At 76.0% G+C, this 25,558-nt stretch carries 27 protein-coding genes; 12 read left to right on the top strand and 15 right to left on the bottom strand.

What is annotated here, in order from left to right; genetic code table 11:
* Positions 1-79: 79 nt before the first annotated feature.
* The 3 genes from D5H75_RS25360 to D5H75_RS25350 form a co-directional block, all read right to left on the bottom strand.
* Positions 80-1,285 (bottom strand): hypothetical protein, encoded by a 1,206-nt coding sequence (locus D5H75_RS25360; RefSeq protein ID WP_119929037.1) that lies wholly within the window; start codon positions 1,283-1,285, stop codon positions 80-82.
* Between the two features lie 27 nt (positions 1,286-1,312).
* Positions 1,313-2,446, bottom strand: coding sequence for a serine hydrolase domain-containing protein (locus tag D5H75_RS25355; RefSeq protein ID WP_119929036.1), 1,134 nt, complete (start codon positions 2,444-2,446; stop codon positions 1,313-1,315).
* Between the two features lie 87 nt (positions 2,447-2,533).
* Positions 2,534-3,730 (bottom strand): MFS transporter, encoded by a 1,197-nt coding sequence (locus tag D5H75_RS25350; RefSeq protein ID WP_119929035.1) that lies wholly within the window; start codon positions 3,728-3,730, stop codon positions 2,534-2,536.
* 110 nt (positions 3,731-3,840) lie between these two features.
* Between D5H75_RS25350 and D5H75_RS25345 the strand changes: the two genes are divergently transcribed.
* Positions 3,841-4,413, top strand: a complete 573-nt coding sequence (locus D5H75_RS25345; RefSeq protein WP_119929034.1) for a TetR/AcrR family transcriptional regulator — start codon at positions 3,841-3,843, stop codon at positions 4,411-4,413.
* Between the two features lie 69 nt (positions 4,414-4,482).
* Here the strand turns inward: D5H75_RS25345 and D5H75_RS25340 are convergent, their stop codons facing one another.
* Entirely contained in the window at positions 4,483-4,962 is a 480-nt protein-coding gene (locus D5H75_RS25340; RefSeq protein WP_119929033.1) for an NUDIX hydrolase, read from the bottom strand.
* A 106-nt stretch (positions 4,963-5,068) separates the two neighbouring features.
* Here D5H75_RS25340 and D5H75_RS25335 point away from each other — a divergent pair, with 106 nt between their 5' ends.
* Positions 5,069-5,632 carry a TetR/AcrR family transcriptional regulator gene (locus D5H75_RS25335; protein ID WP_119929032.1) on the top strand — a complete coding sequence of 188 codons (564 nt, stop codon included), beginning with the start codon at positions 5,069-5,071 and terminating at the stop codon, positions 5,630-5,632.
* The gene (locus D5H75_RS25330; protein ID WP_119929031.1) at positions 5,629-7,152 is read left to right on the top strand and encodes an MFS transporter; all 1,524 of its coding nucleotides are present in this window, start codon (positions 5,629-5,631) and stop codon (positions 7,150-7,152) included. The genes D5H75_RS25335 and D5H75_RS25330 overlap by 4 nt, the downstream gene beginning before the upstream one ends.
* Positions 7,153-7,232: 80 nt before the next feature.
* On the opposite strand, the gene D5H75_RS25325 is transcribed toward D5H75_RS25330, so the two are convergent.
* A complete protein-coding gene (locus D5H75_RS25325; protein ID WP_119929165.1) occupies positions 7,233-7,700 on the bottom strand; it encodes an Lrp/AsnC family transcriptional regulator in 468 nt (155 codons plus the stop codon).
* A gap of 111 nt (positions 7,701-7,811) precedes the next feature.
* Here D5H75_RS25325 and D5H75_RS25320 point away from each other — a divergent pair, with 111 nt between their 5' ends.
* Positions 7,812-9,095 carry an APC family permease gene (locus D5H75_RS25320; protein ID WP_119929030.1) on the top strand — a complete coding sequence of 428 codons (1,284 nt, stop codon included), beginning with the start codon at positions 7,812-7,814 and terminating at the stop codon, positions 9,093-9,095.
* 22 nt (positions 9,096-9,117) lie between these two features.
* Here the strand turns inward: D5H75_RS25320 and D5H75_RS25315 are convergent, their stop codons facing one another.
* The gene (locus D5H75_RS25315) at positions 9,118-9,894 is read right to left on the bottom strand and encodes an alpha/beta fold hydrolase (RefSeq protein WP_119929029.1); all 777 of its coding nucleotides are present in this window, start codon (positions 9,892-9,894) and stop codon (positions 9,118-9,120) included.
* Positions 9,895-9,982: 88 nt separating this feature from the next.
* Between D5H75_RS25315 and D5H75_RS25310 the strand changes: the two genes are divergently transcribed.
* Entirely contained in the window at positions 9,983-10,456 is a 474-nt protein-coding gene (locus tag D5H75_RS25310; RefSeq protein ID WP_242454503.1) for a MarR family winged helix-turn-helix transcriptional regulator, read from the top strand.
* A 90-nt stretch (positions 10,457-10,546) separates the two neighbouring features.
* Here the strand turns inward: D5H75_RS25310 and D5H75_RS25305 are convergent, their stop codons facing one another.
* The 4 genes from D5H75_RS25305 to D5H75_RS25290 all read right to left on the bottom strand — a co-directional run bounded on the left by D5H75_RS25305 (position 10,547) and on the right by D5H75_RS25290 (position 13,589).
* Positions 10,547-11,182 carry an SRPBCC family protein gene (locus D5H75_RS25305; RefSeq protein WP_119929027.1) on the bottom strand — a complete coding sequence of 212 codons (636 nt, stop codon included), beginning with the start codon at positions 11,180-11,182 and terminating at the stop codon, positions 10,547-10,549.
* Positions 11,179-11,538 (bottom strand): ArsR/SmtB family transcription factor, encoded by a 360-nt coding sequence (locus D5H75_RS25300; protein ID WP_119929026.1) that lies wholly within the window; start codon positions 11,536-11,538, stop codon positions 11,179-11,181. The genes D5H75_RS25305 and D5H75_RS25300 overlap by 4 nt, the downstream gene beginning before the upstream one ends.
* A 141-nt stretch (positions 11,539-11,679) precedes the next feature.
* Positions 11,680-12,516 carry an ABC transporter permease gene (locus D5H75_RS25295; protein WP_119929025.1) on the bottom strand — a complete coding sequence of 279 codons (837 nt, stop codon included), beginning with the start codon at positions 12,514-12,516 and terminating at the stop codon, positions 11,680-11,682.
* Positions 12,513-13,589, bottom strand: coding sequence for an ATP-binding cassette domain-containing protein (locus D5H75_RS25290; protein WP_242454502.1), 1,077 nt, complete (start codon positions 13,587-13,589; stop codon positions 12,513-12,515). Before D5H75_RS25290 ends, D5H75_RS25295 begins: the two co-directional genes overlap by 4 nt.
* A gap of 115 nt (positions 13,590-13,704) precedes the next feature.
* On the opposite strand from D5H75_RS25290, the gene D5H75_RS25285 reads away from it, so the two are divergent.
* Complete coding sequence (locus D5H75_RS25285) at positions 13,705-14,286, top strand: TetR/AcrR family transcriptional regulator (RefSeq protein ID WP_119929164.1); 582 nt, start codon at positions 13,705-13,707, stop codon at positions 14,284-14,286.
* Positions 14,287-14,322: 36 nt separating this feature from the next.
* A complete protein-coding gene (locus tag D5H75_RS25280; protein WP_119929023.1) occupies positions 14,323-14,994 on the top strand; it encodes a TetR/AcrR family transcriptional regulator in 672 nt (223 codons plus the stop codon).
* Positions 14,995-15,233: 239 nt separating this feature from the next.
* Here the strand turns inward: D5H75_RS25280 and D5H75_RS25275 are convergent, their stop codons facing one another.
* The 3 genes from D5H75_RS25275 to pip form a co-directional block, all read right to left on the bottom strand.
* On the bottom strand, positions 15,234-15,575 hold the full coding sequence (locus tag D5H75_RS25275; RefSeq protein WP_119929022.1) for a transcriptional regulator: 342 nt from the start codon (positions 15,573-15,575) through the stop codon (positions 15,234-15,236).
* Entirely contained in the window at positions 15,575-16,048 is a 474-nt protein-coding gene (locus tag D5H75_RS25270) for a hypothetical protein (protein ID WP_119929021.1), read from the bottom strand. The genes D5H75_RS25275 and D5H75_RS25270 overlap by 1 nt, the downstream gene beginning before the upstream one ends.
* Before the next feature lie 81 nt (positions 16,049-16,129).
* Positions 16,130-17,086 (bottom strand): prolyl aminopeptidase, encoded by a 957-nt coding sequence (pip, locus tag D5H75_RS25265; RefSeq protein WP_119929020.1) that lies wholly within the window; start codon positions 17,084-17,086, stop codon positions 16,130-16,132.
* Positions 17,087-17,231: 145 nt separating this feature from the next.
* On the opposite strand from pip, the gene D5H75_RS25260 reads away from it, so the two are divergent.
* The 4 genes from D5H75_RS25260 (at position 17,232) to D5H75_RS25245 (ending at position 21,406) form a co-directional block, all read left to right on the top strand.
* Positions 17,232-17,804: a MarR family winged helix-turn-helix transcriptional regulator gene (locus D5H75_RS25260; protein ID WP_202638490.1), complete on the top strand. Its 573-nt coding sequence runs from the start codon at positions 17,232-17,234 to the stop codon at positions 17,802-17,804.
* 45 nt (positions 17,805-17,849) lie between these two features.
* Positions 17,850-18,578, top strand: coding sequence for a hypothetical protein (locus tag D5H75_RS25255; protein WP_119929019.1), 729 nt, complete (start codon positions 17,850-17,852; stop codon positions 18,576-18,578).
* Positions 18,575-19,612, top strand: coding sequence for a hypothetical protein (locus tag D5H75_RS25250; protein ID WP_119929018.1), 1,038 nt, complete (start codon positions 18,575-18,577; stop codon positions 19,610-19,612). Before D5H75_RS25255 ends, D5H75_RS25250 begins: the two co-directional genes overlap by 4 nt.
* A gap of 150 nt (positions 19,613-19,762) precedes the next feature.
* On the top strand, positions 19,763-21,406 hold the full coding sequence (locus tag D5H75_RS25245; RefSeq protein ID WP_242454501.1) for an SLC13 family permease: 1,644 nt from the start codon (positions 19,763-19,765) through the stop codon (positions 21,404-21,406).
* Between the two features lie 45 nt (positions 21,407-21,451).
* Here D5H75_RS25245 and D5H75_RS25240 read toward each other — a convergent pair whose 3' ends face one another.
* Positions 21,452-22,375, bottom strand: a complete 924-nt coding sequence (locus tag D5H75_RS25240) for a LysR family transcriptional regulator (RefSeq protein ID WP_119929017.1) — start codon at positions 22,373-22,375, stop codon at positions 21,452-21,454.
* 143 nt (positions 22,376-22,518) lie between these two features.
* Between D5H75_RS25240 and D5H75_RS25235 the strand changes: the two genes are divergently transcribed.
* Positions 22,519-23,850, top strand: a complete 1,332-nt coding sequence (locus tag D5H75_RS25235) for an MFS transporter (RefSeq protein ID WP_242454500.1) — start codon at positions 22,519-22,521, stop codon at positions 23,848-23,850.
* Between the two features lie 75 nt (positions 23,851-23,925).
* Here the strand turns inward: D5H75_RS25235 and D5H75_RS25230 are convergent, their stop codons facing one another.
* A complete protein-coding gene (locus D5H75_RS25230; RefSeq protein WP_147425274.1) occupies positions 23,926-25,512 on the bottom strand; it encodes an OmpA family protein in 1,587 nt (528 codons plus the stop codon).
* Between the last annotated feature and the right edge of the window lie 46 nt (positions 25,513-25,558).

Below are 25,558 nucleotides of genomic sequence, written 5' to 3'. Positions count from 1 at the left end.
GCGGCCTCCCGGTCCTTCGCCGTCCTTCGCGCCCCGGTCCGCGTCTCGCGCCGGGGGCGCTTGACGCGGAAGGCCCCCTTCAGAGACAGGCGACCGGGTTGCCGCGCAGGCCGCCGTCGGCGCAGGGCCACGGGCCGGTGTCCAGCGGGCCCAGCCCCGTGCCGGGGAAGATGAGCAGCTCGCCGCCGAGTGCGAGCGCGACCCGCCCCTCGGCGAGCAGCAGGATCCGGCGCGCCACGGCCTCCTCCTCTCCGGCCCCCGCGTGGAGCTCGCGCGCCTCCAGCTCGGCGGAGACGGCCAGCAGCCGCCCCGCCCGCCACAGCACCGCCGTCCCGTCCCGGTCCAGCGCCGGATCGGCCGTGCCGTGACCCGCGAGCGCCGGGCCCCGCCGTACGGCGCCGCCGGGCTCCAGCACGGCGAACCGGGCCCCCTGCCCGTCCTCGGACTCCGGGCCGCGGATCCCGCCGTCGCGGCCCACCAGCGGCATGACGTGCGACGGCCACGCCCGCACCGGCACCCCCGACCCGTCGTGCAGCGCCGTGGAGAACGCCCCGTACCCCTGCGAGCCGACGAGGAAGCGGCCCGGACCGGCGACCGCGTTCAGCCCGGCCGGGGCCGGCTCGGTCGCGCCCGTCGGCCGCCCCGTCGCCGCGTCGAGGAAGAACGTCACCCCGATCCCGCTCCCGGCGTCCCACAGCGCCGCCGCGACCCGGTCCCCCGACACCAGGAGCGGCGCGGCCAGACCCACCTCGACCGCGGCGGCCTCCCAGGGCGGGGCCGGCCGCCTCCGCCAGCCGCTTTCCCGGCTCGTCTCCCCGACGCCCGGGTACGACAGCGGGCCGGGCACGAGCGGGGCCGACCACCGCGCCGCGCCGTCCGCGCCGTGCCGGGCCACCCGCGCCGCCCGGGCCGCGGGCCCGCGCGGCAGCCAGATCGCGCAGAACCCGTCCGGCATGACCACGAACGCGGCCAGCCGCTCCCCGGTCTCGTGCTCGGGCCGGACCCGGGCGGCGGCCCCGCCCGCCGGATCCAGCCCGCGCAGCTCCGGGCCCCGCCGGCCACGGCGGTGGACCCACACCGTGCCCTCCCGGTCCACCCGGGGCGGCCGGGGACCGCCCGGCAACTCCCGCCGCCACCGGACCCGCCCCGACAGGTCCACCGCCGCGACGGCCGACCGCTCCCGGTCGCGGCCGTCGCGGCCGGTCACCAGGATCGGCCCGTCCGGGCCGGGCGCGGCCAGCCCGTCGATCCACCTCAGCGGCCTGACGCGCAGGGGCTCGATCATGACGCTCCGATCGGGTCGGCGGCGGGGTCACAGGCAGGCGTACAGGGCCTCGACCAGGGCGCGGTTGCGCGGGTTCTGCCAGCGCGGGCCGAGCTGGTTCGTGACGTAGCCGAAGGCCACGCCCGCGGCCGGGTCGCAGAACCCGAGCGAGCCGCCCGCGCCGTAGTGGCCGAAGGCGCCCAGGTTGGGGCCGAGGGGCCGCTCGGGCTGGGTGAGCTGGAAGCCGGAGCCGAACCGCGACGGCCGGCGCAGGACCCGGTCCCGGCCCGCGGACCGCTCGGCGGTGGCCTCGGCCAGGGCCCGCGCGCCGACCACCCGCACGCCGTCCAGGCCGCCGCCGGCCGCCAGCGCCGCGTAGACGCGGGCCACGCCGCGCGCGCTGGCGTGCGCGTTGGTCGAGGGCAGCTCCGCCGTACGCCAGGACGCGGAGTTGATCACCCCGGCGCCGGACAGGCCGCCCGGGTTGAAGTAGGCGTTGTACTCCATCAGCCGGTCCCCGTCCAGGCCGGCGGGGTCGTCCTCGGGCGGGGGCGGGCCGGGCCAGGCGAAGTCGGCCACCCGGCCGTGCTCGGCGGCCGGCAGCCCGATGAAGGCGTCGGCCCCCAGCGGCCCGCAGACCTCCTCGCGCAGCAGCGTCCCGACGGTACGGCCGGTCGCCCGCCGGATGACCTCCCCGACCAGGAAGCCGAAGGTGTTGACGTGGTAACCGTGCGCCGTGCCCGGCTCCCACCACGGCTCCTGCCCGGCCAGCGCCGAGGTCATCGCGCTCCAGTCCAGCATCGCCCCCGGCGGCAGGCGGCGCCGTACGGCGGGCAGCCCGGCGCGGTGGGACAGCAGGTGCCGCACGGTCACCGCCTCCTTGCCCGCCGCGCCGAACTCCGGCCAGTACCGCGTCACGGGCGCGTCCGGGTCGAGCCGGCCGTCCCCGGCCAGCCGCGCCGCCACCAGCGCCGTCAGCCCCTTGCCCACCGAGAACACGTTGACCAGCGTGTCCGGCCCCCACGGCAGCCCGGGCCGCGCGGCGCCGCCCCACAGGTCGGCGACCACGCGCCCGCCGACGAAGGCGCACACGGCGGCCCCCGTCTCCCCGCGCCCGGCGAAGTTCTCCGCGAAGGCCGCCCGCACCGCCTCGAAGCGGGCGTCGGCCCGACCGTCGATCATGGCCCCATTCTGCGCCCGGACCGCCGCCCGGGGGCAGCCCGCGCCGCCGGCCGATTCACGCCCGGAGGGCGTGCCGCCCGGCGCGGGTCACCGCAGGCGCTCGTCGCGGCGGGCGGTCCACACGGCGGCACCGGCGAGCAGGACGAGGACGCCCGCCAGCCACAGGACGCCCCGGAGCGGCAGGGCGTCGACGATCGTGCCGCCGGCCAGCGCGCCGAGCCCGATCGCGAGGTTGAACACCGCCACCCACAGGGCGGAGGCCTCCTCGACCGCGTCCGGCGCGGACCTGATCATCCAGGTCTGCAGGCTCGTGGAGACGCCTCCGTACACCAGGCCCCACACCAGCAGCAGCGCGACCCCGCCCGCGACGGTCACCCCCGAAAGGGGGAAGAGCAGCACGGTCGCGCCGAGGGCCGCCGCGATGGCCAGGACCGTCCGGTGGAGCCGCCGGGCCACCGCGGCGCCGGCGATGAAGTTGCCCGCGACCGCCGCGGCGCCGAACCCGAACAGCAGCGGCCCGACGAGCCGGGCGTCGACGCCGGACAGGTCCCGCAGCACCGGGCCGATGAAGGTGTAGGCCGCGAAGTGACCGGTCACGATCAGGAAGGTCGCCACGATCCCCGCCCGGACCCCCGGGTTCCGGAACTGCCCGGCCAGCCGGCGCAGGCCCACGGGCCGGGCGGCGGTCAGCGGCGGCAGTACGGCCAGCAGGGCGATCAGCACGCCCAGCGCCAGGACGCTCAGCGCGCCGAACGCGACCCGCCAGTCCGCCAGCCCGCCGATCAGCGAGCCGAGGGGCACGCCGAAGACGTTGGCGGCCCCGACGCCGCCGAAGATGATCGCGGTGGCCCGGGGCACGAGCGGGGCGGGGACGAGCCGGACCGCCAGCCCTCCGGCGATCGCCCAGAAGCCGCCGATCGCCACGCCGACCAGCACGCGGGCGGCGATCAGCAGCCCGTAGTCCGGGGCCAGGGCCGAGGCCAGGTTGGCGAGCGTCATGAGCGCCATCAGGGCGACCAGCAGGATCCGCCGGTCGAGCCGGCCGACCAGCAGGGGCACCACCGGCGCCGCGACGGCGGCCACGACGCTGGGGACGGTGACCATCAGCCCCGCCGCGCCCTCGGACACCGCCAGCGCCGCCCCGACAGGGGTGAGCAGCCCGATGGGCAGTTGCTCGGCGGTCACCAGGAGAAACGTGCCCAGGGCCACGGCCGACACCGCGAACCAGCGGCTCCTCGCGGGCACGTCCAGGCCGGCCGCGCCGGTGGAGGTCGTTGCCGTCATGTCTGTCTTCCTCACTGTGATCCCATCCCAATTTGGGAGCGATCGCTCCCGTATGACGGCACACCCTAATACGGGAGCGATCGCTCCACAATCTTGGTAGGATGACGGCCATGGCCAGGCCCAGGGAGTTCGACGAGCACGACGTGGTCGCCAAGGCGACCGACCTGTTCTGGTGCCGGGGCTACCACGCCACGTCCGTCCGCGACCTCGGCGCCGGGCTCGGGCTCCGGCAGAGCAGCCTCTACCGCACCTTCGGCGACAAGCGCGCCCTGTTCCTGCGCGCCCTCGACCACTACCGGGCGACCGAGTCCGCGCAGGCCGAAGAACTGCTGAACGCCCCCGGCCCGAGCCTTCGGGTCCTGCGGGAGTGGCTGCTGTGGATGGTCGGCCACGAGCCCGGCCGGGGCTGCCTCGTGGTCAACACCGCCACCGAGCTCGGCGCCGCCGACCCCGGGGTCCAGGAGCGGACCGAGGCCGCGTTCGAGGTCACCCGCCGGACCCTGGCCTCGCTGCTGCGCCGCGGCGTCGCCGACGGCGACCTGCCCGCCGCGCTCGACGTCGACGGCGCCGTGGAACTGCTCTTCACCGCCGTCCTCGGCCTGCGCGTGCGCGAACGCGCCGGTCACGACCCCCGCCGCCTCGCCGAGGCGATCGACTTCACCCTCAGGACGCTCGCCGCCTGACCGCCGCGCCGGGCCACGGTGCCCGGACTCCCTGCGGAGGCCCGCCGGGCGAAGGCCCGCCGTACGGGCTCAGCGCGGGCGCGCGGGCCTGGTCAGCTCCCCCAGGTAGGCGTCCAGCGGCTGGAGGGGGCCGGCCAGGGGCCGCTCGCCGTCCCACCAGCAGATCGCGCCGATCTCCTCGGTGGGCGTGAAGCCCCCGTGCGCCCGGGCGCGCCCGGTGTAGAGCGCGCCGTACTCCACGTGCCGCCGCGGGCCGAGGACGAACCGCGCGTGCCCGGCGAACACCAGGCCGGGGACATGCAGGCCGCTCTCCTCCCGCAGTTCCCTGACGGCCGCCTGGCGCGGCGTCTCGCCCGGGTCGATCTGACCGCCGGGCAGCTCCCAGCACCGCCGCCCCCGGTTGAAGACCAGCAGCAGCCGCTCCGCCTCGTCCCACACCGCCGCCAGCGCCAGCCGCAGGGCCCCGTCCCCGAAACGCGCCTCCTCCGCCCCGGTGTGGAACGCGGTCAGCAGGTTCCCCGCCCCGTCGGCGGCGAGCACATCGCCCATCTCACCCTCCGTCCGCTCAAGGACGAGTATCCCGGGAACAATCCCAGGCGCGACACGTTCGTATCATGTGAGACATCAATGTCGCAGATGATACGAGGATGTAGCGATGACATCGCGGGAGCAGATCGTCACGGCCGCGCTGCGCAGGCTGAACGAGGAGCCGAACGCCTCGATGGCCGCGCTGGCCGAGGCGGCGGGGGTGAGCCGGGCGACCCTGCACCGGCACTTCGCCGGGCGGCAGGAGCTGACGGTGGCGATCGGGCGCCTGGCGCAGGAGCGCTGGGAGCGCGCGCTCGACGAGGCCGGCGTCGACGAGGCCGCCGCCTCCGGCGACCCGGCGCGCATCGAGGCCACCCTGCGTGACCTGCTGGCGACCCTGGCCGACGTGGCGCACGAGTACGGCTACGCGCTGACCGAGCACGGGCTGGAGAGCGATCCGGAGCTGGTGGCGCGCTTCGAGCGGCTGGAGGCGCGGGAGCTGGCCCTGTACGGCGCGGCGCAGCGGGCCGGCGTGCTGCGCGACGACATGCCGGTGCGGTGGGTGTCCAACGCCGTGTACGGGCTGCTCATCGGGGTGCGCGACAGCCTGCGCTGGGGCGACGTGGCCCGGCGCGACGTCACCCGCCTGCTCGTCGAGACCTTCCTGACCGGGACGGGGGCGCGGGCATGACCCTCACCGAGAACCGCCCCGCGATCACGCCGCCGCACCCGCGCCGCTGGCTGGGGCTGGCCGTGCTGTCGGCGAGCCTGCTGCTCGTCGTCATGGACATCACCATCCTCAACGTGGCGCTGCCCGCGATCGCGGCCGAGCTGCGCCCGGACTCGGTCTCCCTGCTGTGGATGGTCGACGTGTACGCGCTGGTCGTGGCCGGCCTGCTCGTCACCGTGAGCGCCCTGGCCGACCGGTGGGGCCGCCGCCGCATGCTGCTCACCGGGTTCGCGGTCTTCGGGGCCGCCTCGGCCGCCGTCGTCTGGGCGGACTCCCCGGGCGAGGTGATCGCGCTGCGCGCCCTGCTCGGCGTCGGCGGCGCGATGATCATGCCGTCCACGCTGTCGCTGATCCGCACCCTGTTCCCCGACGGCCGCGAGCGCGCGACCGCGCTGGGCGTCTGGGCGGCCATGGCGGCCGTCGGCGGCGCGCTCGGCCCGATCCTGGGCGGGCTGCTGCTGGAACACTTCTCCTGGCACGCCGCGTTCCTGGTCAACGTGCCGGTCATGGCCGTGGCGATCGCCGCCGGGCTGGTCCTGCTGCCCGAGTCGCGCAACCCGCGCCCCGGCCGCCTGGACCTCCTGGCCGCGCTGCTGTCCATGGCGGGCATGACCGCCCTCATCTTCGCGATCAAGCAGGTCGGCAAGCACGGCGTCACCGACCCGGCCGCACTGGCCGCCCTCGCCGTGGCCGCGGCCGCGCTCGGCTGGTTCGCCGCGCGCTGCCTGCGGCGGCCGGAGCCGCTGCTGGAGCTGCGCCTGTTCCGCACGCCCTCCTTCACCGCCGGCGCGGTCACCGCGCTGATCACCGAGCTGGCCATGGCCGGGGTGATGCTGCTCATGGCGCAGTGGATGCAGCTCGTCAAGGGGTACGGCCCGCTGGAGACGGGCCTGCGCCTGCTCCCGCTGGCGCTGGCCGCCGTCGTCGCCTCCCCGCTCGCCCCGGCGCTGGCGGCCCGGATCGGCGCGCGCACCGTCCTGGCCGGCGGCCTGGCCGTGACCGCGGGCGGCTTCCTGGTCCTCGCCGCGGCGCCGCTGGAGTACCCGGTGGTCGTGGCCTCCCTGGCGCTGATCGGCCTTGGCATGGGCTCGCTGTCCATCGCCTCGGCCGCCATCATGGCCGGCGCCCCGCCGGAGAAGGCCGGCAGCGCCGCCGCCATCGAGGAGACCGGCTACGAACTGGGCGGCGCCCTGGGCGTGGCGATCCTGGGCAGCCTGGCCGCCGCCGTCTACCGGGCCGCCCTCCCGCTGGGGACCCTGGCCGCCCTGGGGGTCACCGGCGCCGCCGCCGGCTCGGCCCGCGAGTCCCTGGCCGGGGCGCTCGAACTGCCGGTGCCCGCCCTGGCCGCCCGCGCCCAGGCCGCCTTCACCGACTCCCTGGCGCTCACGGGCCTGGCGGGGGGCGCGCTCATGCTGGCGGCCGCCGCGGCCGTCTGGTTCCTCACCCCCCGCACGCTCGACCTGTCCGCCGCCTCCCACTGACCCGCCCGCCCTTTCCGGTACGGCCGCGCGCCCGCCCCGCCCCTCCCGGGAGAGGCGGGCGCGCCGCCGTACCGCGGCGGTCAGGGGGCCGGGTCCGGCAGGCGGGACAGGATGGGGTTCTGGACCTGCTGGAAGATCACCGAGGTGCGGAAGCCGGTGATCTCGCGGCGCTTGCTGAGCCGGTCCAGGAGGAAGGCGTGCAGGTGGTCCAGGTCCTGGACCGCCACGTGCAGGAGGAAGTCGTCGCCGCCGGCCAGGACGAACACGCTGACCACCTCGGGCAGCCGGCTCACCGAGTCCTGGAAGGTGTCGATCACCGTACGGCTGAGCGGCCGCACCTGGACCGAGACCATCGCCTGCACGCCCCGGTTGAGCGCGGCGGGGTCGATCGCCGCGTGATAGCCGCGGATGACGCCGCGCCGGGTCAGGGCGCGCACCCGCTCCAGGCAGGTGGAGGGGGCGACGCCGAGCTTGCGGGCGAGCTCGCGGTTGGACTGGCGCGCATCCGCCTGGAGAAGCCGGACAATCTCCGAATCTAGTTCGTCCATGACCGGCATTCTGGCACTGCTTCCGGCCGAACGTTCGGCCGGACATGTTTTCGGACGCTCGTCTGACTAGGTTCCTCCCTCTACCGGCAACCGTGTCGAAGGAGGACGAACGTGGACGACGGACATCGGCTGGGGCCCGCGCAGGGGACGGCGCTCCTGCTCGGGGCGGTCCTGGGGCCGGGGGTGCTCGTGCTGCCGCATCTGGCCGCGCTGGCGGCGGGCCCGGCGGCCGTGCTCGCCTGGGCCGGGCTCCTGGCGGCGGGTGCGCCCGTGGCGCTCACGTTCGCCGCGCTCGGCGCCCGGTACCCCGACGGCGGCGGTGTCGCCACGTTCGCCGCCCGCGCCTTCGGGCCCCGGGTCTCGGCGATCACCGGGTGGTGGTTCTACCTGGCCGTCCCGGCCGGCGTCCTGGGCGCCGCGATCGGCGGCGCCCGGTACGTCGCCGACGGGCTCGGGCTGCCCGCCGGGGCGGTCACGCCGGTGGCGGTGGCGCTGCTGGCGATCTCCTTCGGCCTCAACCACGCCGGGCTGCGGGTCTCGGGCCCGGCGCAACTGCTGCTCGCGGGCCTGCTGGCCGTCCTGCTCGTGGGCGCGGTCGCCGCCGCGCTGCCCGCCGTACGGGCCGGGTCCTTCGAGCCGTTCGCGCCGCACGGCTGGGCCGGGGTCGCCTCGGCCGTCGGCGTGCTGTTCTACGGATTCGCCGGGTGGGAGGCCGCCAGCCACCTGTCGGCCGACTTCGCCCGGCCCCGCCGCGACCTGCCGCGCGCCACGGTCCTGGCCGTGTCCGTCGTCGCCGTGCTCTACCTGGGGCTCTCCTTCGTCACCGCCGGGGCGCTGGGCGAGCGCGCCGCCGTCTCGCCGGTGCCGATGACCCTGCTGCTCGGGTACGCCCTGGGCCCGCTCGCCGGCCCGGTGACGGCCGTGGCCGCCGTCCTGCTCAGCGTGGGCGCGGTCAACGCCTACCTGGCCGGGGGCTCGCGCCTGGGCGCCGCCCTCGCCCGCGACGGGGCGTTCCCCGCGCCGCTGGCCCGCGGCGGCGGGCCCGGGCTGGTGCCGCACCGGAGCCTGGCCGTGCTGGCCGTGCTCATCGCCGCCCTGATCCCGCTCGGCCTGGACCTGGACACCCTGATGCGCGTCACCGCCGCCTGCCTGGCCGCCGTCACCACCGTGGGCGTCGCCGCGGCCGTCCGGCTCCTGCCCCCGGTCCGCGGCCGCCGTACGGCTGTCGCGGGGCTCGCGTTCGCGCTCGCCACCACCGCCGCCTGCGGCGCGTACCTGCTGGTCCCGGCCGTGATCGCCGCGGTCGCCGCGGTCCTGGCCCGGCCCCGCCGCGCCTCCGCCGCGCACGCCGTGCCGGTCCCGGGCGAGCGGGACGCCGGGGCGGCGGCGCGGTGAGCGCGGCCCGGGGCGGCGGGGGTCAGAGGGCGCGGAGGAAGTCGGCGAGGACGCGGTTGTAGGCGTCGGGGCGCTCCACGGTGGGGTGGTGGGCGGCGCCGTCGATGGTGACCGAGCGGCCGTCGCGGACCGTCGCCACCAGGCGCTCGGCCATCTCGATGTGGTCGGGGGAGTCGGCGGACCCGTGCACGGCCAGGACGGGCACCTCGATCCCGGCCGCCCGCTCCCAGGTGTCGCGGACCGGGACCAGGTGGTCGGGCTCGCCGGCGGCGTGCTTGGCCATCGTGCCCCGGGCCATGCGCCGCAGCCGGCTCGCCACGGCCGGGTCGAGGTCGTCCACCGCGCGGTACGGCCCCGCGGCGAAGGCCATGAACCCCTCCACCGACGCGTCCAGGTCGCCGGCGGCCATCGCCGCGTGCCAGCCGGCGAACGCCTTCAGCGTCCAGGGGTCGGTGAAGTACGGCTCGCTCGTCCCGGCGCCGCTCACCACCACGGCGCTCACCAGCTCGGGATGCTCCAGGGCGGTGTCCACCGCGACGGCCGCGCCCATCGAGACGCCGGCCAGCACGGCTGGGCCGGTGCCCAGGTGGCGCAGCAGCGCGGCGACGTCGTCGGCGGGCCGGAACGGGCCGGTGGCGTTGGGGGAGCGGCCGTGGCCGCGCGCGTCGGGGGCGATCACGCGGTACTCCCGCGAGAACACCGGGATCTGGTCGTCCCACATCCCATGGTCGAGGAAGCCGCCGTGCAACAGGACGAGGGGGCGCCCGGCGCCCTTGTCCACCCAGAACAGATCACTCATGACAACCAAGGTGTCATTCTCGCGGCGAAATGACAACCCAGGTGTCATAATCGAGGATGTGGCAGACAGCGGCGTGAGAGAGAACGGCGTGAGAGAGAACGGCGGGCGCCCCCCGGACCCGGACCTGGCCGACCGGCTCGCCGAGGTGTTCGACCTGGTGGGGCCGCTGTACCGGCGGGCGCACCGCAAGGTGGAGCAGGACGCCCCCGCCGAGGGGCTGTCGGTGGGGGTGCGCGCCGTGCTCACGATGCTCCGCGCGAACGGCCCCATGACCGTCCCCCAGATGGGCCGGTCCCAGGCCCTGAGCCGCCAGTTCGTGCAGCGCATGGTCAACGACGCCGCCGCCTCCGGCCTGGTCGAGGCCGTCCCCAACCCCGCCCACAAACGCTCGTCCCTGATCCGCCTCACCGATCGGGGCGACGCCGCCGTCACCGCCCTGGCCCGCAGGGAACGCGCCCTCCTGGCCCAGGCCGCCGGCGACCTCACCCCCGGCGACCTGGACGCCTGCGTCCGCGTCCTGTCCCGCCTCCTGCGCTTCCTCGACCACGTCGACGTGGACTGACCCCGCCCCGCGCGCCGGCGATGACCGGCGCGGACCGAGTGCCGTCCGGGCCGGGCCGGATGAGGCCGGATGAGGCCGGATCAGGCCGGGTCAGGCCGGGGGAGTGGTGTAGGCGGCGGTGACGCGGTCGCAGGCGGCCCGCGCCTCGGCCTCCGGCGTGCCGGCCGCCACGCTCGCGTCGCGCCAGCGTTCGCTGCTGAGCGTGGTGAAGCGCAGCCCCTCCTCCGACATCGCCCACTCGGCGGCGTCGGCCGGGACCAGGGCCGGGGCGCCGGACATGTGCTGGGCCAGGCCCAGGAACGCGCCGTCCCAGCCGATGCCGACCGCGCCGGGGCCGAACTCGGCCCACTGGTCGTCGTCCACGTGCGCGATGTGCTCCAGCTCGAAGCGGGTGCCGCCGCCGGGGGCGGGCGTGAGCCGTACCTCGATCCAGCTCATGGAGCCGCCGTACTCCCAGGTCGCGGCGAAGCTCCGCGGCGGGTCGCACTGCTCGATCTTGCCGCCGGCGTTGCCTTCGAGCTGGTAGTGCCCGCCCAGCCGCAGGTCGCCGGAGACGGGCAGGAACCAGCGCGGGATGCGCTCGGCGTTGGTGCAGGCGTCCCAGACGTCCTCCACCGGGGCGTCGTAGGTCTGGGACACGGTGATGACGCGCGCGGCGCCGGCGGGCAGCTCGCGCGTGCCCACCGCGCGGGTGACGGCGTTGATCTGGTGGGTGACGTCGATCATGACGGTTCGCCTCTCTCCTCGGATTCGCGCAGGCGGCGCTCCCGCCGCCCCCGGGCCAGCTCGGTGCCCAGCGCGTCCAGATGGGGCGTCCAGAAACGGCGGAACCGGTCCAGCCACGCGTCGATCTCACGCAGTGGATCCGCGCCTACCCGATACAGCCGGCGCGCACCCTCGGGCCGCACCGTCGCGAAGCCCGCCTCGCGCAGCACCTTCAGGTGCTGCGACACGGCCGGCTGCGAGATCCCGAACTCCTCCCGGATCACCGCGCACACCGCCCCGGAGGTCATCTCGCCCTCGGCGAGCAGCTCCAGGATCCGGCGGCGCACGGGGTCACCGAGCACATCGAACGCGTGCACGAGGACAAGCTATCACCTCACGCTTATATAAGGCCATGTTTATAGCTGGTCCCGGGGAGACGGCGGACCCGGGGGCGTACGGCGTGCCCCGCCCCCGGGTCCGCGCGGCCGGCGCCGCCACGCCCTCCGCGCGCCCCGGCCTCAGCGGTCGAGGCGGCGGTACCGCCGTACGGCCAGCGGCAGGAAGATCGCGGTGATCAGCAGCGGCCAGGCCAGCGCCAGCTCCAGGGCGTGCGCGGCCGGCCACGAGCCGCCGGGCGAGCCCGGGTTGCCGAACAGCTCCCGGCACGCGGTCACCGTCGCCGACAGCGGATTCCACTCCGCGATCACCCGCAGCGGCGCGGGCAGCTGGGCGGGCGAGACGAAGGTGCTGGCCAGCATCGTGAGCGGGAACATCGGCATCCACGCCGTCGTGGCCGCCTCCGGCGAGAGCCGCAGGCCCAGCCAGACGCCCACCCAGATCAGCGAGAACCGCAGGAGCAGCAGCAGGCCCGCCGCCGCCAGCGCGGGACCCGGCCCGTTGTGCACGCGCCAGCCGATCAGCAGCCCGCACGCCATCATGAGCGTCAGCTCGATCGCCGAGCTCACCATGTCGGCGCACGCCCGCCCCGCCACCGGCCCCAGGGCCGACATCGGCATCGAGCGGTACCGGTCGGTGAGCCCGCGTGTCGCGCTGATCGCCATCACCGACACGGTGGTGACCACGCCCATCGCCATCGTCTGCCCGAACATGCCGGGCATCAGGAACTCGCGGTAGTCGCCGCCGCCGGGCACGTTCATCGCGCTGCCGAAGACGAACCCGAACATCACCGCCATGATCAGCGGGAACGCGACGGCGCCGAGCACGGCCCCGGGGTTGCGCCGCCAGTGCAGCAGCTCCCACCCGGTCAGCACCCACGCGTCGGCGACCGCGTGCCGCAGCCGCCCGGCCCGGCCCGGCGAGGACTCCGGGGCCTTCGAGATCGTCGTCGCCGTCATGCCGCCGCCCCTCCGTCCGCGCTCGCCGTCACGTCCCGCCCGTCGTTCCCCGGCCGCCCGCTCCGCGCCCGCCCCGCCGTACCGGGCGGCGCGTCCGGCGCGTCCGGTGGCCCGTCGGGTGGCCCGTCCGGTACGGCGGGGCGCCCGGTCAGCGTCAGGAACACCTCGTCGAGCGTGGGGCGGCGCGCCGCCAGCTCCTCGGCGGCGACCCCGTGCTCGCGCAGCGCCCGCGCGGTCTCGGCGATCGCCTCGGCCGCGTCGCGCACCGGCGCGGTGATCCGGCGGGCGGCGGCGTCGGTCTCGGCGGGGCCGGAGGAGACGCGGGCGACCACGCTCCCGGCGGCCGCCAGGTCGGCGCCCTCGCTCAGGACGACCTCGATCCGGGCGCCGCCGAGCCGGGCCTTGAGCCGGTCGGGCGTGTCGTCGGCGATCACCCGGCCGTGGTCCAGCACCGCGATCTGATGGGCCAGGCGGTCGGCCTCCTCCAGGTACTGCGTGGTCAGCAGCACCGTCGTGCCGCCGGCCACCAGGTCGCGCACGGCCGACCACACCTCGGACCGGCTGCGCGGGTCCAGCCCGGTCGTGGGCTCGTCCAGGAACAGCACGCCCGGCGCGAGGATGAGGGCGGCGGCCAGGTCCAGGCGGCGGCGCATGCCTCCGGAGTAGTGCTTGGCCCGCTTTGCGGCGGCCTCCACCAGCCCGAACCGCTCCAGCAGCTCGTCGGCCCTGCGGCGGGCATCGCGCGGGCCCAGCCGGTAGAGCCGCGCCCACCGCACCAGGTTCTCCCGCCCGGTGAGTACGTCGTCCACCGTGGGGTGCTGCCCGGCCAGCCCGATCCGCCGGCGGACCGAGGCGGCCTCGCGCGCCACGTCGAACCCGGCCACGCGGGCCAGGCCGCCGTCGGCGCGCAGCAGCGTGGTCAGGACGCGCACCGCCGTGGTCTTGCCCGCGCCGTTCGGCCCGAGCAGCCCGCACACCGTGCCCTCCCGCACCGCCAGGTCGAACCCGGCCAGCGCGTGCGTGTCGCCGTACCTCTTGCGCAAGCCCTCGGCCTCGATCGCGAACGATCTCACGCTCCGCTCCTTCGTGTGGGGGTTGAAGGACTCCAAGCTATCAAAATGGGACATGGATGTGTCAAAAAAGGATTGGTAACTCTTACTCTGGGAGATGCCGATACACTTCTCGGACATGGGGACCAACGATTCGGGGGTGCGCGGGCGCACGCGGCGGGCGATCCTGGCCGCGGCCGCCTCCGTGCTCGCGCGCGACCGTTCCGCCACGCTCGCGCAGATCGCCGACGCCGCCGGGGTGGGCCGCAGCACGCTGCACCGGTACTTCCCGGACCGGGACGAGCTGGTGGCGGCGGTCATCGAGGACTCGCTGGCGGCGATCGAGCGCTCGGTCCAGGACGCGGCACTGGACCAGGGGCCCCCGCGGGAGGCGATGCGCCGGCTCGTCGCGGCGATGCTGGAGAACGGCGACCGGCTGATGTTCCTGTGGGGCGACCCGAACCTGCTGGCCGCGTACGAACCCGCGGTCTCCGACGACTGCCCGGAGCCGCCGCCGCAGGCCGGGCTGGAGCTGATCAGGCGCGGGCAGGCCGAGGGGGTGTTCGACCCCGGGCTGGACCCCGAGTGGATCCAGCAGATCGTCTGGGCGGTCGTCTACACCGGCGTCGAGCAGGTGGACCGGGGGCTGATCTCGCGGCACGGCGTCTACGCCGCCGTCGTGCGGACCCTGGAGAACGGCATCCGCCCGCCCGGGTCATAGCGGAGCGGAACGCTCCGGAGGCGTTACCATGACGCCATGACCCAACCCCGCAGGCGCGGCCCGCGCCACGCCGAGGCCGAACGCAACGACCAGGCCCTCCTGCGCGCCGCGCGCGAGGTGCTCGCCGCCGACGGCGCCCACGCCTCGGTCGCCGCGATCGCCGCCCGCGCCGGGGTCGGCATCGGCAGCCTCTACCGCCGGTACCGCACCAAGGAGGAGCTGTTCCAGCGGCTGTCGGCGCTGTCGATGGAACGCTGGAACCAGGCCGCCGAGCGGGGCCTGGCCGACCCCGACCCGTGGTCGGGGCTGGCGGGGTTCATCGCCGACTGCGTGGAGTTCGGCCAGGGCACGCTGGCCCCGATCGCCGGGACCATCGAGGTCACCGAGGAGATGCGCGCCGCCGCGGCCCGCGGCGACGGCCTGCTGGACGCCCTGGTGGCCCGCGCCCGCGACGCCGGAGTCCTGCGCCCCGACGTCACGGCCGTCGACATCTCCCTGCTGATCGAGCAGTACGGCGCCTCGCCTCTGGTCGACCAGGTCCGCGCCCAGGGCCGCGACGACCTCGCCGAGGCCGCCTCCGCCGCCCGCGCCCGGCTGCTGGCCATCGCCCTCGACGGCCTCCGGCCCGGTCCCGCCCGGCCCCTGCCCGGCGACCCCCCGAGCCCGCGCCTGTTCACCGAGCGCTGGGCCCCGCGCCCGGCCTCCTGACCCCGCCTCCGCACGCCACTCGGGCGCTCGCGGCGGCTCCCACTCCCCTGAGCGGAGGCGCGGCAGGTGAGGGCCCCGCGCCGCCGGGCCGCTCCGCGCCCGGTACGGCCTGCCGCCGCGCCGAGCCGGGGGCCGGGCGGTGGCGCGGCGTTCCCCGGGAGGCCCCGTCGGCCCGGAGGAGATGTGCCCTCGGTGACGCCGCCGCGCCTGGGGCGGCCCGGCCAGGTGGTCGTCCGGACCTAGGCGGTGGCGGTCCCCTCCGGGGAGCCGGGGACGGTCCCGGGCGGGGACTGCGCGGCGGCGGCGACGATGCGCTCCAGCGCGGCGGCGTGGCGGCGGAACGCGCGGCGGCCGTCGGGCGTGAGCCGTACGAAGGTGCGGCGGGCCCGCCTGTCCTGGTCCTTGCGGACCTCGGTGTATCCGGCCCCGCAGAGCGCGGTGACCTGCTTGGACAGGGCGGAGTCGCTGGTGCCGATCGTGTCGCGCAGGAAGCCGAACTCCACCCAGTCGGCCGGGGCCAGCAGCGCCACGACCGACAGGCGCGCCGGCACGTGCAGGAACTCGTCGAACAGCGCGTCCATCAGGCCGCTTCGCCCTGCCGCCGCATGATCGCCCGGGCGCCCCGCCGGATCAGCGGCGTCGCCGCGGCGTAGGCCAGGGCGGCGCCGGCCGCGGCGACCACGCCCTGCGAGAGCGCGCCCTCGTCGGGCAGGCCGAACACCACCCAGGCGGCGACGCGGAGGACGCCGAACAGCACCACGGCCGCCAGGACGGTCCCGGTATGGAAGAGGAACTCCGCGGTGGTCAGGCGGCGGCGGACGGAGGCGCGGCGCTCGTTCATCGTCGCCAGGGCCACGCTCAGCGCCAGCCCGGCCCCGGGCAGGAGGGTGCTCCACGGGCGGCCGAGGTCGGTGGACCCCAGGGCCAGGAACAGCGCCAGCGGGACCGCCAGGAGGTACGGCCAGCGGAAGCCGTGGCGCAGGTGCTCCTCGCGGGTGCGCTCCTGCAATCGGCGGATGTCGTCGAGGGATGACTGCGCGTCGAGGTGGTTCATGGGCCGTCCCTGGTCGTCAGAGTACTTTCCTGTGAGGAAAGTAGCATGGACTTTCCTCACAGGAAAGTCGTGGCGGCCCCGTCAGCGGCCGGCGAAGCCGTCCAGCGCGGCCAGCACCTCCCGGCGCATCGTGGCGCTCCCGGTGTGCCCCGCGTCCTCCACCACGACCAGGCGCGCGTCCGGCCAGGCACGGGACAGGTGCCAGGCCGTGTCGAGCGGGCTGCTCAGGTCCAGCCGCCCGTGGAGCAGCACCCCCGGGATCCCGGCGAGCCTGCCCGCCTCGCGCAGCAGCGCCCCCTCCTCCAGCCAGGCCCCGTGGGCGAAGTAGTGCGCGCAGACGCGCACGAAGGCCAGCCGGTCCGGCTCCAACCGGTTCGTGTAGACGCCGGGGGCGCCGTTGGGCTCCGCCGAGACCACCGCGTCCTCCCAGGCCAGCCAGTCGGCCGCGGCCCTGTGCCGGACGGCGGCGTCGGGGTCCTCCATCAGGCGCGCGTACGCGGGCACCAGGTCGTCGCGCTCGCCCTCGGGCGCGCCCAGGCGGAACCGCTCCCACTGCTCGGGGAAGAACCGGCCGACCCCCCGGTAGAGCCAGTCGATCTCCGACCGCCGGGTCGTGGTCACGCTCGGGATCACGATCTCGGTGACGCGGCCGGGGTGCCGCTCGGCGTACGCCAGGATCAGCGTCGAGCCCCACGACCCGCCGTACAGCAGCCAGCGCTCGACGCCGAGGTGCTCGCGGAGCCGTTCCATGTCGGCCAGCAGGTGGCCGGTGGTGTTCACGCTCATGTCCGCGGCCGGGTCGCTCGCGTGCGGCCGGCTCCGGCCGCAGCCGCGCTGGTCGAACAGGATGACCCGGTAGCGCGCGGGGTCGAACCAGCGCCGCATGCCCGGGGTGCAGCCGCCGCCGGGCCCGCCGTGCACGACGAGCGCCGGTTTGCCGTCCGGGTTGCCGCAGACCTCCCAGTAGATGAGGTTTCCGTCCCCGACGTCGAGCATGCCGTGGTCGTACGGCTCGATCGGGGGATAGGGCTCGGACATGTCGGGATCCCTTCGTGAGGATACGGCGGAGATGCGTCGTGAAGACGCGGCGGAGATACGGCGGAGATACGGCGCGGCCGTGGCCGGGGCATGGACGGGCATGATCGTAACAGCGCTGTTGTATTAGCGCTGTTACATTAGCCCCGTGGACTTCATCGCACGCGGCCCCGGGCCGCTGGGCACCCGGCTGCGGCACCTGCTCGACCTCATGGAGGCCGACCTCGCGGCCGTGTACACCGACCTGGGCCTCGACGGCTTCCGCCTGCGGTACGTCCCGGTCGTGCTGCACCTGGCCGACGCCGGCCCCCGCGCCATCCGCGACCTGGCGGCCGCGATCGGGGTCACCCACTCGGCGGTCAGCCAGACGGTCGCCCAGATGGCCCGCGACGGCCTGGCCGTCCTCACCCCGGGCGAGGACGCCCGGCAGCGCATCGTCCGCCTCACCCCGGAGGCCGAGCGGGTCGTCCCCGTCCTGCGCGCCGAGTGGGAGGCCACCTCGCGCGCCGCCGCCGACCTGGACGCCGAGCTGCCCTACCCGCTGAGCCGCCTGGTGGACGAGGCCCTCGCCGCCCTGCGCGACCGCCCCCTGCGCGACCGCGTCGCCGACGCCGCCCCCGGCCTGATCCCTCCCGCCGGCGGCCGGCCCGCCCCGCCCGCCGTACGGCCGAGCGCGGCGCGAGCCGTACCGAACCCTCACCCGCGGGAGACATCTGAGTAGGGGCCTACTCATGCTTTTCGCGCCGCGAGCACGGATAGTGGCGGCATGAGAGGCGAACGCGAGCACAGCGCGGGCGGGCGGCCCCGGAACGGGGCACGCGCCGCCTCGGCCGTACTCCTCGCCTGCCTGGTCGCGGCCGCGTGCGGCGGCGGATCGGGCGGGGAGAGCGGCGGCGGGCCGGGCCCGGGGGCCGGGCGGCCCGGGGGCGACGTGCCAGGGGCGCCGCTCGAACCCGAGGCGGGGGAGCGGACCGGGGAGGACCCGGGGCCGCGAGTGCCCGGAGGCCCGATCAACCGGGGGCAGGCCAGGCAGGCCCCGGGGGCGCCGATCCGGATCTCCACCCAGCAGCTCTCCTCGGGGCGGCCGCTCGCCGACATGATCAGCGAGATCGGCGAGGACATCCGGGACCAGTGCGCCAAGGGGACCGGCAAGCGCACCCTCTGCGTCAAGATCGTCACTCGGGTCAACCCCCAGAGCTCCTACGACCGGTGCACCTTCGACGGCACCATCCCCGGCAAGGGCGGCACGGTGCGCCGCGGCGGGACCGTGGTCATCCTCACCGGCCCCGAGCCCTGCGAGCCGAAGGCCAGCCCCGACGAGAGCCCCGGCCCGCCCACGGGCCCGCCCGGGGAGAGCCCTCCCGGCGAGACGCCGCCGGGCGAAGGCGGCGGTGACGGATCGGGCGGCGGCTCGGGCGGCGGGGACTCCGGCTCAGGTGGCGGGGACTCCGGCTCAGGGGCCGGCGCCGAAGGGCCGGGTGGCGCGGGAACGTGACGGACATCCCCCCGGACACGCGGACCTCCCCCGGACCCGACGGCGAGCGGGAGACGCGCGCGCACCCTGAGGGCGCGGAGACCGGCGCGCCCGGGGACGGGCGCGCGGCCGGCGCGAGCGGGGAGAACGGCGCGGGCGGGGAGACCGCGAACGGCGGCTTCCTCACGGCGGGGCTGCCGCAGATCACCCGGGTCCTGGGCGCGATCGTGGCGCCGACGACCGTGCTCACCTCGATCCTGATCTACTTCGGGTACTCCCACGCGTTCTGGTTCTACGACTACTTCGGCGTGGAGTCCTCGCTGCTGGGCCTGTCCACCCAGGACTACCTGCTCAAGATCGTGGACGGGCTCTTCGTGCCGCTGCTGGTGGCCGCGTGCGCGGGCCTGCTGGTGCTGTGGGGCCGCTCCCTGCTGCCCCCGCGCGCCATGTCCGCGCGCGTCCGGCGGTACGCCGTGCCGGTCAGCGCGGCGCTCGGCGCGCTCCTGGCGCTCAACGGCCTGTCCCGCGTGCTCGTCACGAACGCGCTCAACGACGGCCTGGCCGTGGCCCCGCTGTGCCTGGCCGGCGGCGTGCTGCTCCTGGTCTACGCGGCCCACCTGTGGCGCGGCGCCCGGCGCGTGCCCGGCCACGCGCCGCCGCCGTGGCTGGCCGTGCTGGAGTGGGCGGTGGTCGTCCTGCTGGTCGGGCTCAGCCTCTTCTGGGCCGCCAACGACTACTCGGCCGCCGTGGGCGCCTCCCGCGCGCGCCAGTTCGTCGAGGAACTCCCCGAGTACCCCGACGCCGTCGTCTACACGGCGCGCGGCCTCAGCCTGAGCGGCCCCGGCGTGCGCGAGACCCGGTGCAAGGACCCCGAGGCCGCCTACCGCTACCGCTACGACGGCCTCAAGCTCATGTGGCGCACCGGCGACCAGTACCTCTTCCTGCCCAAGCACTGGACCCCGACCAGCGGCTCGGCCATCTTCCTGGCCAAGGGCGACGGCCTGCGCATGGAGTTCAACCCCGCCCCCCGGGCCGCCCCGCCCCCGGCCTGCTGACCGCCGCGCGCGGGACCCCTATGTCACCCCTCAGGTCACCCCCGTGTCACCTCCGGGCGGCCGTGCGCTGCCCGTGCCGCCGGGATCGGGGTGAGTCCGGGGACGGGAGGGGTGGGTGTGGCCTGGACCCGGGGGACACGGGGATGTTCAATGGCGATCGGGTCGCCGTGCGCGGAGGTGCTCATGGGGTCGGATCAGGACGGGACCGCTGTACGGACCGACGTCGACAAGGCGCTGCTGGGGCACGCGACGTACCGGAGCCTGGGCGAGCAGCGGCTCTCCCCGGCCGAGGAGCGCTTCGAGAGGGCGCGGCGGACGACCGGGCTGTGGCTCGCGCCGCTGGTGACCGTGGCGTTCCTGGTGGCCCCGGTGGACCTGCCCGCGCAGCAGCACACGCTGGCGGCGGTGCTGCTCGGGGTGATCGTGCTGTGGGTCACCGAGGCGGTGCCGATCCCGGTGGGCGGGCTGATCGGGGTCGTGGCGGTCGTGGTGCTCGGGGTGCGGCCCGCCGACGCCGCGCTGGCGCCGTTCGGATCCTCGACGATCTTCACGTTCATCGGGGCGTTCATCCTCGCGCAGGCCATGCTGCAGACGGGGCTGGCCCGGCGCTTCGCCTTCCGGATCCTGTCGCTGCCGGGGGTCGGCCGGTCCACCACGCGGATCATCGTCGCGTTCGGGGTGATCACCGCGGTGCTGTCGGCGTTCGTGTCCAACACGGCGACCGTGGCGATGCTGCTGCCCACGGCCCTGGGCCTGGTCGGGGTGATCGCCAAGCTGCTCCAGGACCGGGGGCTGGTCGCGCCCGACTTCGACCCGCTGCGGCTGCGCGTCGGCGCGGCGGTGGTGCTCATGCTGGCGTACGGCGCGAGCGTGGGCGGCCTGCTCACCCCGATCGGGACCCCGCCGAACCTGATCGGGCGCGGCCTGATCGAGACGGCGACCGGGCGGCGGATCTCTTTCGCCGAGTGGACGGCGATGGCGCTCCCCATCTGCCTGGTCATGTTCGTGCTGCTGGTGATCGTGCTGCTGCTGGTGAACCGGCCGGAGATCCGGCGCGTGGAGGGCGTGGAGGCGTACGTCCGCGAGCGGCGGGCCGAACTGGGCCGGCTGTCGCGGGCGGAGAAGAACGTCCTGGTCGCGTTCGGCGTCACCGTCGTGTTGTGGATCGTCCCGGGCGTGATCGCGCTGTTGGACGAGAACTCCTGGTTCTTCGATGAGCCCGCCGACCGCCTCGACGAGGGCGTCGTGGCCGTGCTGGGCGCGTCGCTGCTGTTCCTGCTGCCGGTGGACTGGCGGGCCCGGGAGTTCACGATGCGCTGGAGCGACGCGGCGCGCATCGACTGGGGCACGATCCTGCTGTTCGGCACCGGGATCATCTTCGGCTCCCTGCTCGACAAGACCGGCCTGGCCAAGACCATCGGCACCGCCGCCTCCGGCGCGCTCGGCCTGACCAGCCTGTTCGCCATCACCGCCTTCGCCGCCGTCCTCGCGATCGTCGTCTCGGAGACCACCAGCAACACCGCCTCCGCCGCCGTGGTCGTGCCCATCGTCATCCCCATCGCCGTGGCCGCCGGGGTGGACCCCTTCGTGCCCGGCCTCGCGGCGACCTTCGCGGCGTCCTTCGGCTTCATGCTCCCGGTCTCCACCCCGCAGAACGCCATCGCCTACGGCTCCGGCCTGGTCTCCATCACCCGCATGGTCCGCTCCGGATTCGCCTTCGACGTCCTCGGCGCGATCCTGATCATCCTCGCCCTCCCGCTCATGGTCACCCTCGTCGGCGGCCTGATCCGCTGACCGCCGGGCGGCCCGCCGTACCGGATCGGGCGGCGGCTCGGCCGGCTAGCGGACGGCGGGCGGCGACGCCGGGTGACGGGCGGCGGTGGTGATGTGGTGGGCGGCGTAGAGGGTCTCGCGGAGCGCGGGGGTGGCCTCGCGGTCGGGGCGCCAGATCAGGCGCAGGGACAGGGGCGGGACGTCGAGGGGGAGACGCGCCAGGGTCCCGGCCGCCAGCGGCGCGGCGACGGCGAACTCCGGGAGCAGGGCCACGCCCAGGCCGTTCTCGGCCCAGGCGCGCATCACGCTCACGCCGCCGGCGTCCACGCGCTCCACCAGCGGGCCGAGGAGGGCCTGGCCGACCAGCTTGAACGAGCAGGGGCCGGGGTTGACCAGGAGCCTCTCCCCGCGCAGGTCCTCCACGCCGATGCGGGCGCGCCCGGCCAGCCGGTGGCCGGGCGCGGCGACCAGGGCCAGCGGGATCGTCTCCAGGTCCAGGTGGTCCAGGGGCGCGGGCGGCAGCGGGAAGCCCAGGTCGCCGAGGGCGCCGCCGGTGTCCAGCAGGAGCGCGGCGTCCAGGTCGCCGGTGGCGACGCCGTGCAGGAGGTTGTCGCGGGAGACCTCGCTGCGGACCTCGGCGCGCAGGCCGGGGCGGCGCTCGGCGAGCCGGGCCAGGATCGCCGGCACGTGGGTGGCCGCCACCGTCTCCGGAGCGCCGAGCCGTACGGCGGGCGGGGCGGCGACGACCTCCCTGCGGGCCTGCTCGGCCTGGTCCAGGAGCCGCCGGGCCCAGGAGCGCAGGCGCTCGCCCGCCGGGGTCAGGCGCATCCCCCGGGGGTCGCGGTCGAACAGCGGCACGCCCAGCGACCTCTCCAGCGCCCGGATCTGCTCCGACACCGATGACGGGGCGAGACCGAGCGCGATCGCCGCCTCGGTCACGGTGCCGTGCCTGTCCACCGCCTCGAACGTGCGCAGGTGCCGCAGTTCCATGCCGTCTCCTCTCGCCGTCGGGTCAACCCGGAAGGGGCGTTCGGATATTCCGAACGCCGCGTGCGGCGGCGCCGGTGGAGCCCCCGGGGCCGCCCGGCGCACAGTGGACGCCTCGTCCGCGATCTCCGTCCGGGAGGGCTTCTTTGAGCACCCTCGTTTCACCCCTCGCGTCCGCCCCGCCGTCCCCGGCCGCGCGGACGCGGGCGCTGCTCGGCGTCTCGCTGGGCTACTTCATGGTCCTGCTGGACACCACCGTGCTGTCGGTGGCCGAACCCGACCTGGCCCGGTCGCTCGGCGGCTCGCTGGCCGGCCTGCAGTGGGCCATGACCGGCTACACCGTCGTCTTCGGCGCGCTCCTGCTGTCCGCCGGCGCGCTGGCCGACCGGTACGGCGCGCACCGCGTCCTGCGGGCGGGGGTGGCCGTCTTCGGGCTGGCCTCCCTGCTCTGCGTCTTCGCCCCCGGTCTGGGCGTGCTGGTCGCCCTGCGGGCGCTGCTGGGAGCGGCCGCCGCCGCGACCGTCCCCGCGAGCATGGTGATCATCGGCCGGCTGTACCCCGAGCCCGCCCGCCGCGCCCGCGCGGTCGCCACGTGGGCCGCGCTGAGCGGCACGGCCATGGCCGCCGGGCCGGTCGCCGGGGGGCTGCTGGTGGAGCTGGCGGGCTGGCGCGGCGTCTTCCTGATCAACGTGCCGCTCGCCGCCGTCACGCTCGCGCTGGTCGCCGGGCGCGCCGCGCACTGCCCGCCCGGCGAGCGGGCGATCGACTGGCCCGCCCAGCTCGCCGCGGGCGTCGCGCTCGCCCTGGGCACCGACGCGATCATCGCGCTCGGCTCCGGCGCCGCCGGCCACGCCGCCGGGTCCGCCGCGGCGGCGCTGGCGGCCGGGGCCGGGTTCGCGCTGCTGGAACGGCGGAGCGCCAGCCCCGTCCTGCCCTCGGCCGTGCTGCGGGCCCGGGGCATGCCCCCGGCGCTGCTGGCCGGGGCGGCGGTCAACTTCTCCCTCGCCGCGACGCTGTTCGTGCTCCCGCTGATCCTGGGCCGGGACCCGCTGGAGACCGGGCTGGCCTTCCTCCCGCTGACGCTCCCCATCGTCGTCAACCCGCTGCTCACCGGCCGCATCGTCGCCCGCGTCGGGCCGCGCGCGCCGGTCGCGGCCGGGCTGGCCCTGCTCGCCGCCGGGGTGGCGGTCCTCGGCGCGGCGGCCCTGGCCGGGTGGCCGTACGCGCTGTGGGTGCCGGGGCTGCTGGCCACCGGGTTCGGGGTCTCGTCCGCGCTGCCCGCCCTGGTCACGATGGTGGTCGCGCGGTCGCCCGAGGGCGGAGGGGGAGCGGCCGGCGGCCTGCTCAACGCCGTGCGGCAGGTCGGCGCCACCCTGGGCGTGGCGATCGTCGGCGCGTTCCCCGCCCACGGCCACGCCCTCCTCCTGGCCGCCGCCCTGTGCGCGGCCGCCGGCGCCGCCGTCCTGGCCCGGCGCTGACCGCGCCCGCCGTACGGCCGGGCGGCCGCTCCCGCCCACGGCGGCGCGGCCGCTCCGGGGTGCGGCGGGCGCGCGTCAGCGGATCGGGACGTTCCCGACCCGGCCCAGCTCGCCGCCGTCGAGCGTGAGGGCCGTGACGGCGTCGGGCGGGGCCGGGTAGTAGACGAAGATCCGGTTGGTCTTGCCCCGGGGCAGGAAGAGCAGCTCGCCCTCGACGTGCCGCTCCTTCCCGGTCCGGACGCTGTAGTAGCGGGACTTGGTGCGGGGATCGACCACGGTGAGGCGGCCGAAGGCCGCGCGGTCCGACCAGTGGTGGGCGATGTCGGCGAACGGCGTGTAGACCACGTTGTGGTCGCCGCCGCCGACGTTGACCACGTCGTACACCCCGACCAGGTAGGACCCGTCGCGGTAGAAGGGGCGCACGTCCAGGCGGAGCTCGGTGCAGCAGGTCTTGCGGCGCAGGCTGCCCACGACCTGCCCGTCGTCCCGGCGGAAGGCCGAGGCGCGCGCCGAGCCCTGGCCGGCGCCGGCGGAGGGGCCCGGGGAGACGGTGGCGCCGGGCTTGTGGTCCCTGATCCGGTAGGAGATCTCGACGCGGCGGTTGCGGGCGCGCCCCTCCGGGTTGTCCTTGCCCTCGACCGTGTTGGGCGCGATGGGCTCGGCCGCGCCCTTGCCCGCGGTCTTGTAGGTGTACTCCGAGCCGAGCCTCCGCTCCAGGTGGGCGCGGACGGCCTCGGCGCGGCGGACGGACAGGGGCAGGTTGTAGGAGTCGCCGCCCTTGCCGTCCGTGTGACCTTCGATGATCACCGGGGGCTTGGCGGGGTCGGCGCGCAGCCGGGTCTCGGCGGCGACCTCGTCCAGGACGGCCGCCGCCTTGGGCGACAGCTCCGCCTTGTCGAAGGCGAACAGCACGTCGGTGCGCAGCGCGACGGTCTCGGTGGAGCCCTCGTTCACCGTGGACTTCTGCGGGTGCTCCACCAGTTCGTGCAGGTCGGCGACCTGCGACCAGGGAGTGCCGGAGGGCGGGGTGACCGGCCACCGGACGACCGAGCCGGGAGGCGGCGCGTCCGACCCGCGCGTGCTCGTCGCCGTGGGGACCGGCCGGGGCGTCCCCTCGGTCACCGGGATGCCGGCGTACTCCCCGAGCGACCCGGGCGCGAGCACCGTGATCCGCCCGGTCCCCGCCGGCAGCGCGGGGAAGTACACCTGGACCTGGTAGCGCACCCCCGGATGGATCCAGTAGTCCCGCCGCGTCCCGTAGGCCGCGCCGCCCTCCTTCTCCAGCAGCGGGGAGTACGCCTTCTTGGCGACCGGGTCGAGCAGCGCGAACCTGGAGAAGTCCGTGCCGCTCAGCCCGTCGCCGAAGGCGGCCTGGCCGCTGGTGTTCTCCGTGAGCAGCAGCACGATCTCCATCGTGAGCAGTGTGTGGCCGCCCTGCCGCTCGACGGTCTGGACCTCGACCCGGTACGGCTCGGCGGGCAGGCCGGTCAGCCCCTCGCGGGCGTACCCCTTCCCGGCGGGCGGGGCGGGCGCCCCCGCGGGCGCTCCGGCGCGGGCCCCGGGATCGCCCTGGGCCTTCAGCCGGCCCTCGGTTGACGGGGCGGAGGCGCAGGCGGCGAGCGCGAGCGCGGCGGAGGAGATCGATAACGCCTTGCGGATCATCCAGCGCACTTTAGGTTCTTCGCCCCGGCAGCACCACTCTTGTGGC

Origin of the sequence: Bailinhaonella thermotolerans (assembly GCF_003594875.1) — a bacterium.
GTDB lineage: Bacteria > Actinomycetota > Actinomycetes > Streptosporangiales > Streptosporangiaceae > Bailinhaonella > Bailinhaonella thermotolerans.
This window is presented reverse-complemented; position numbering and strand designations above follow the sequence as displayed.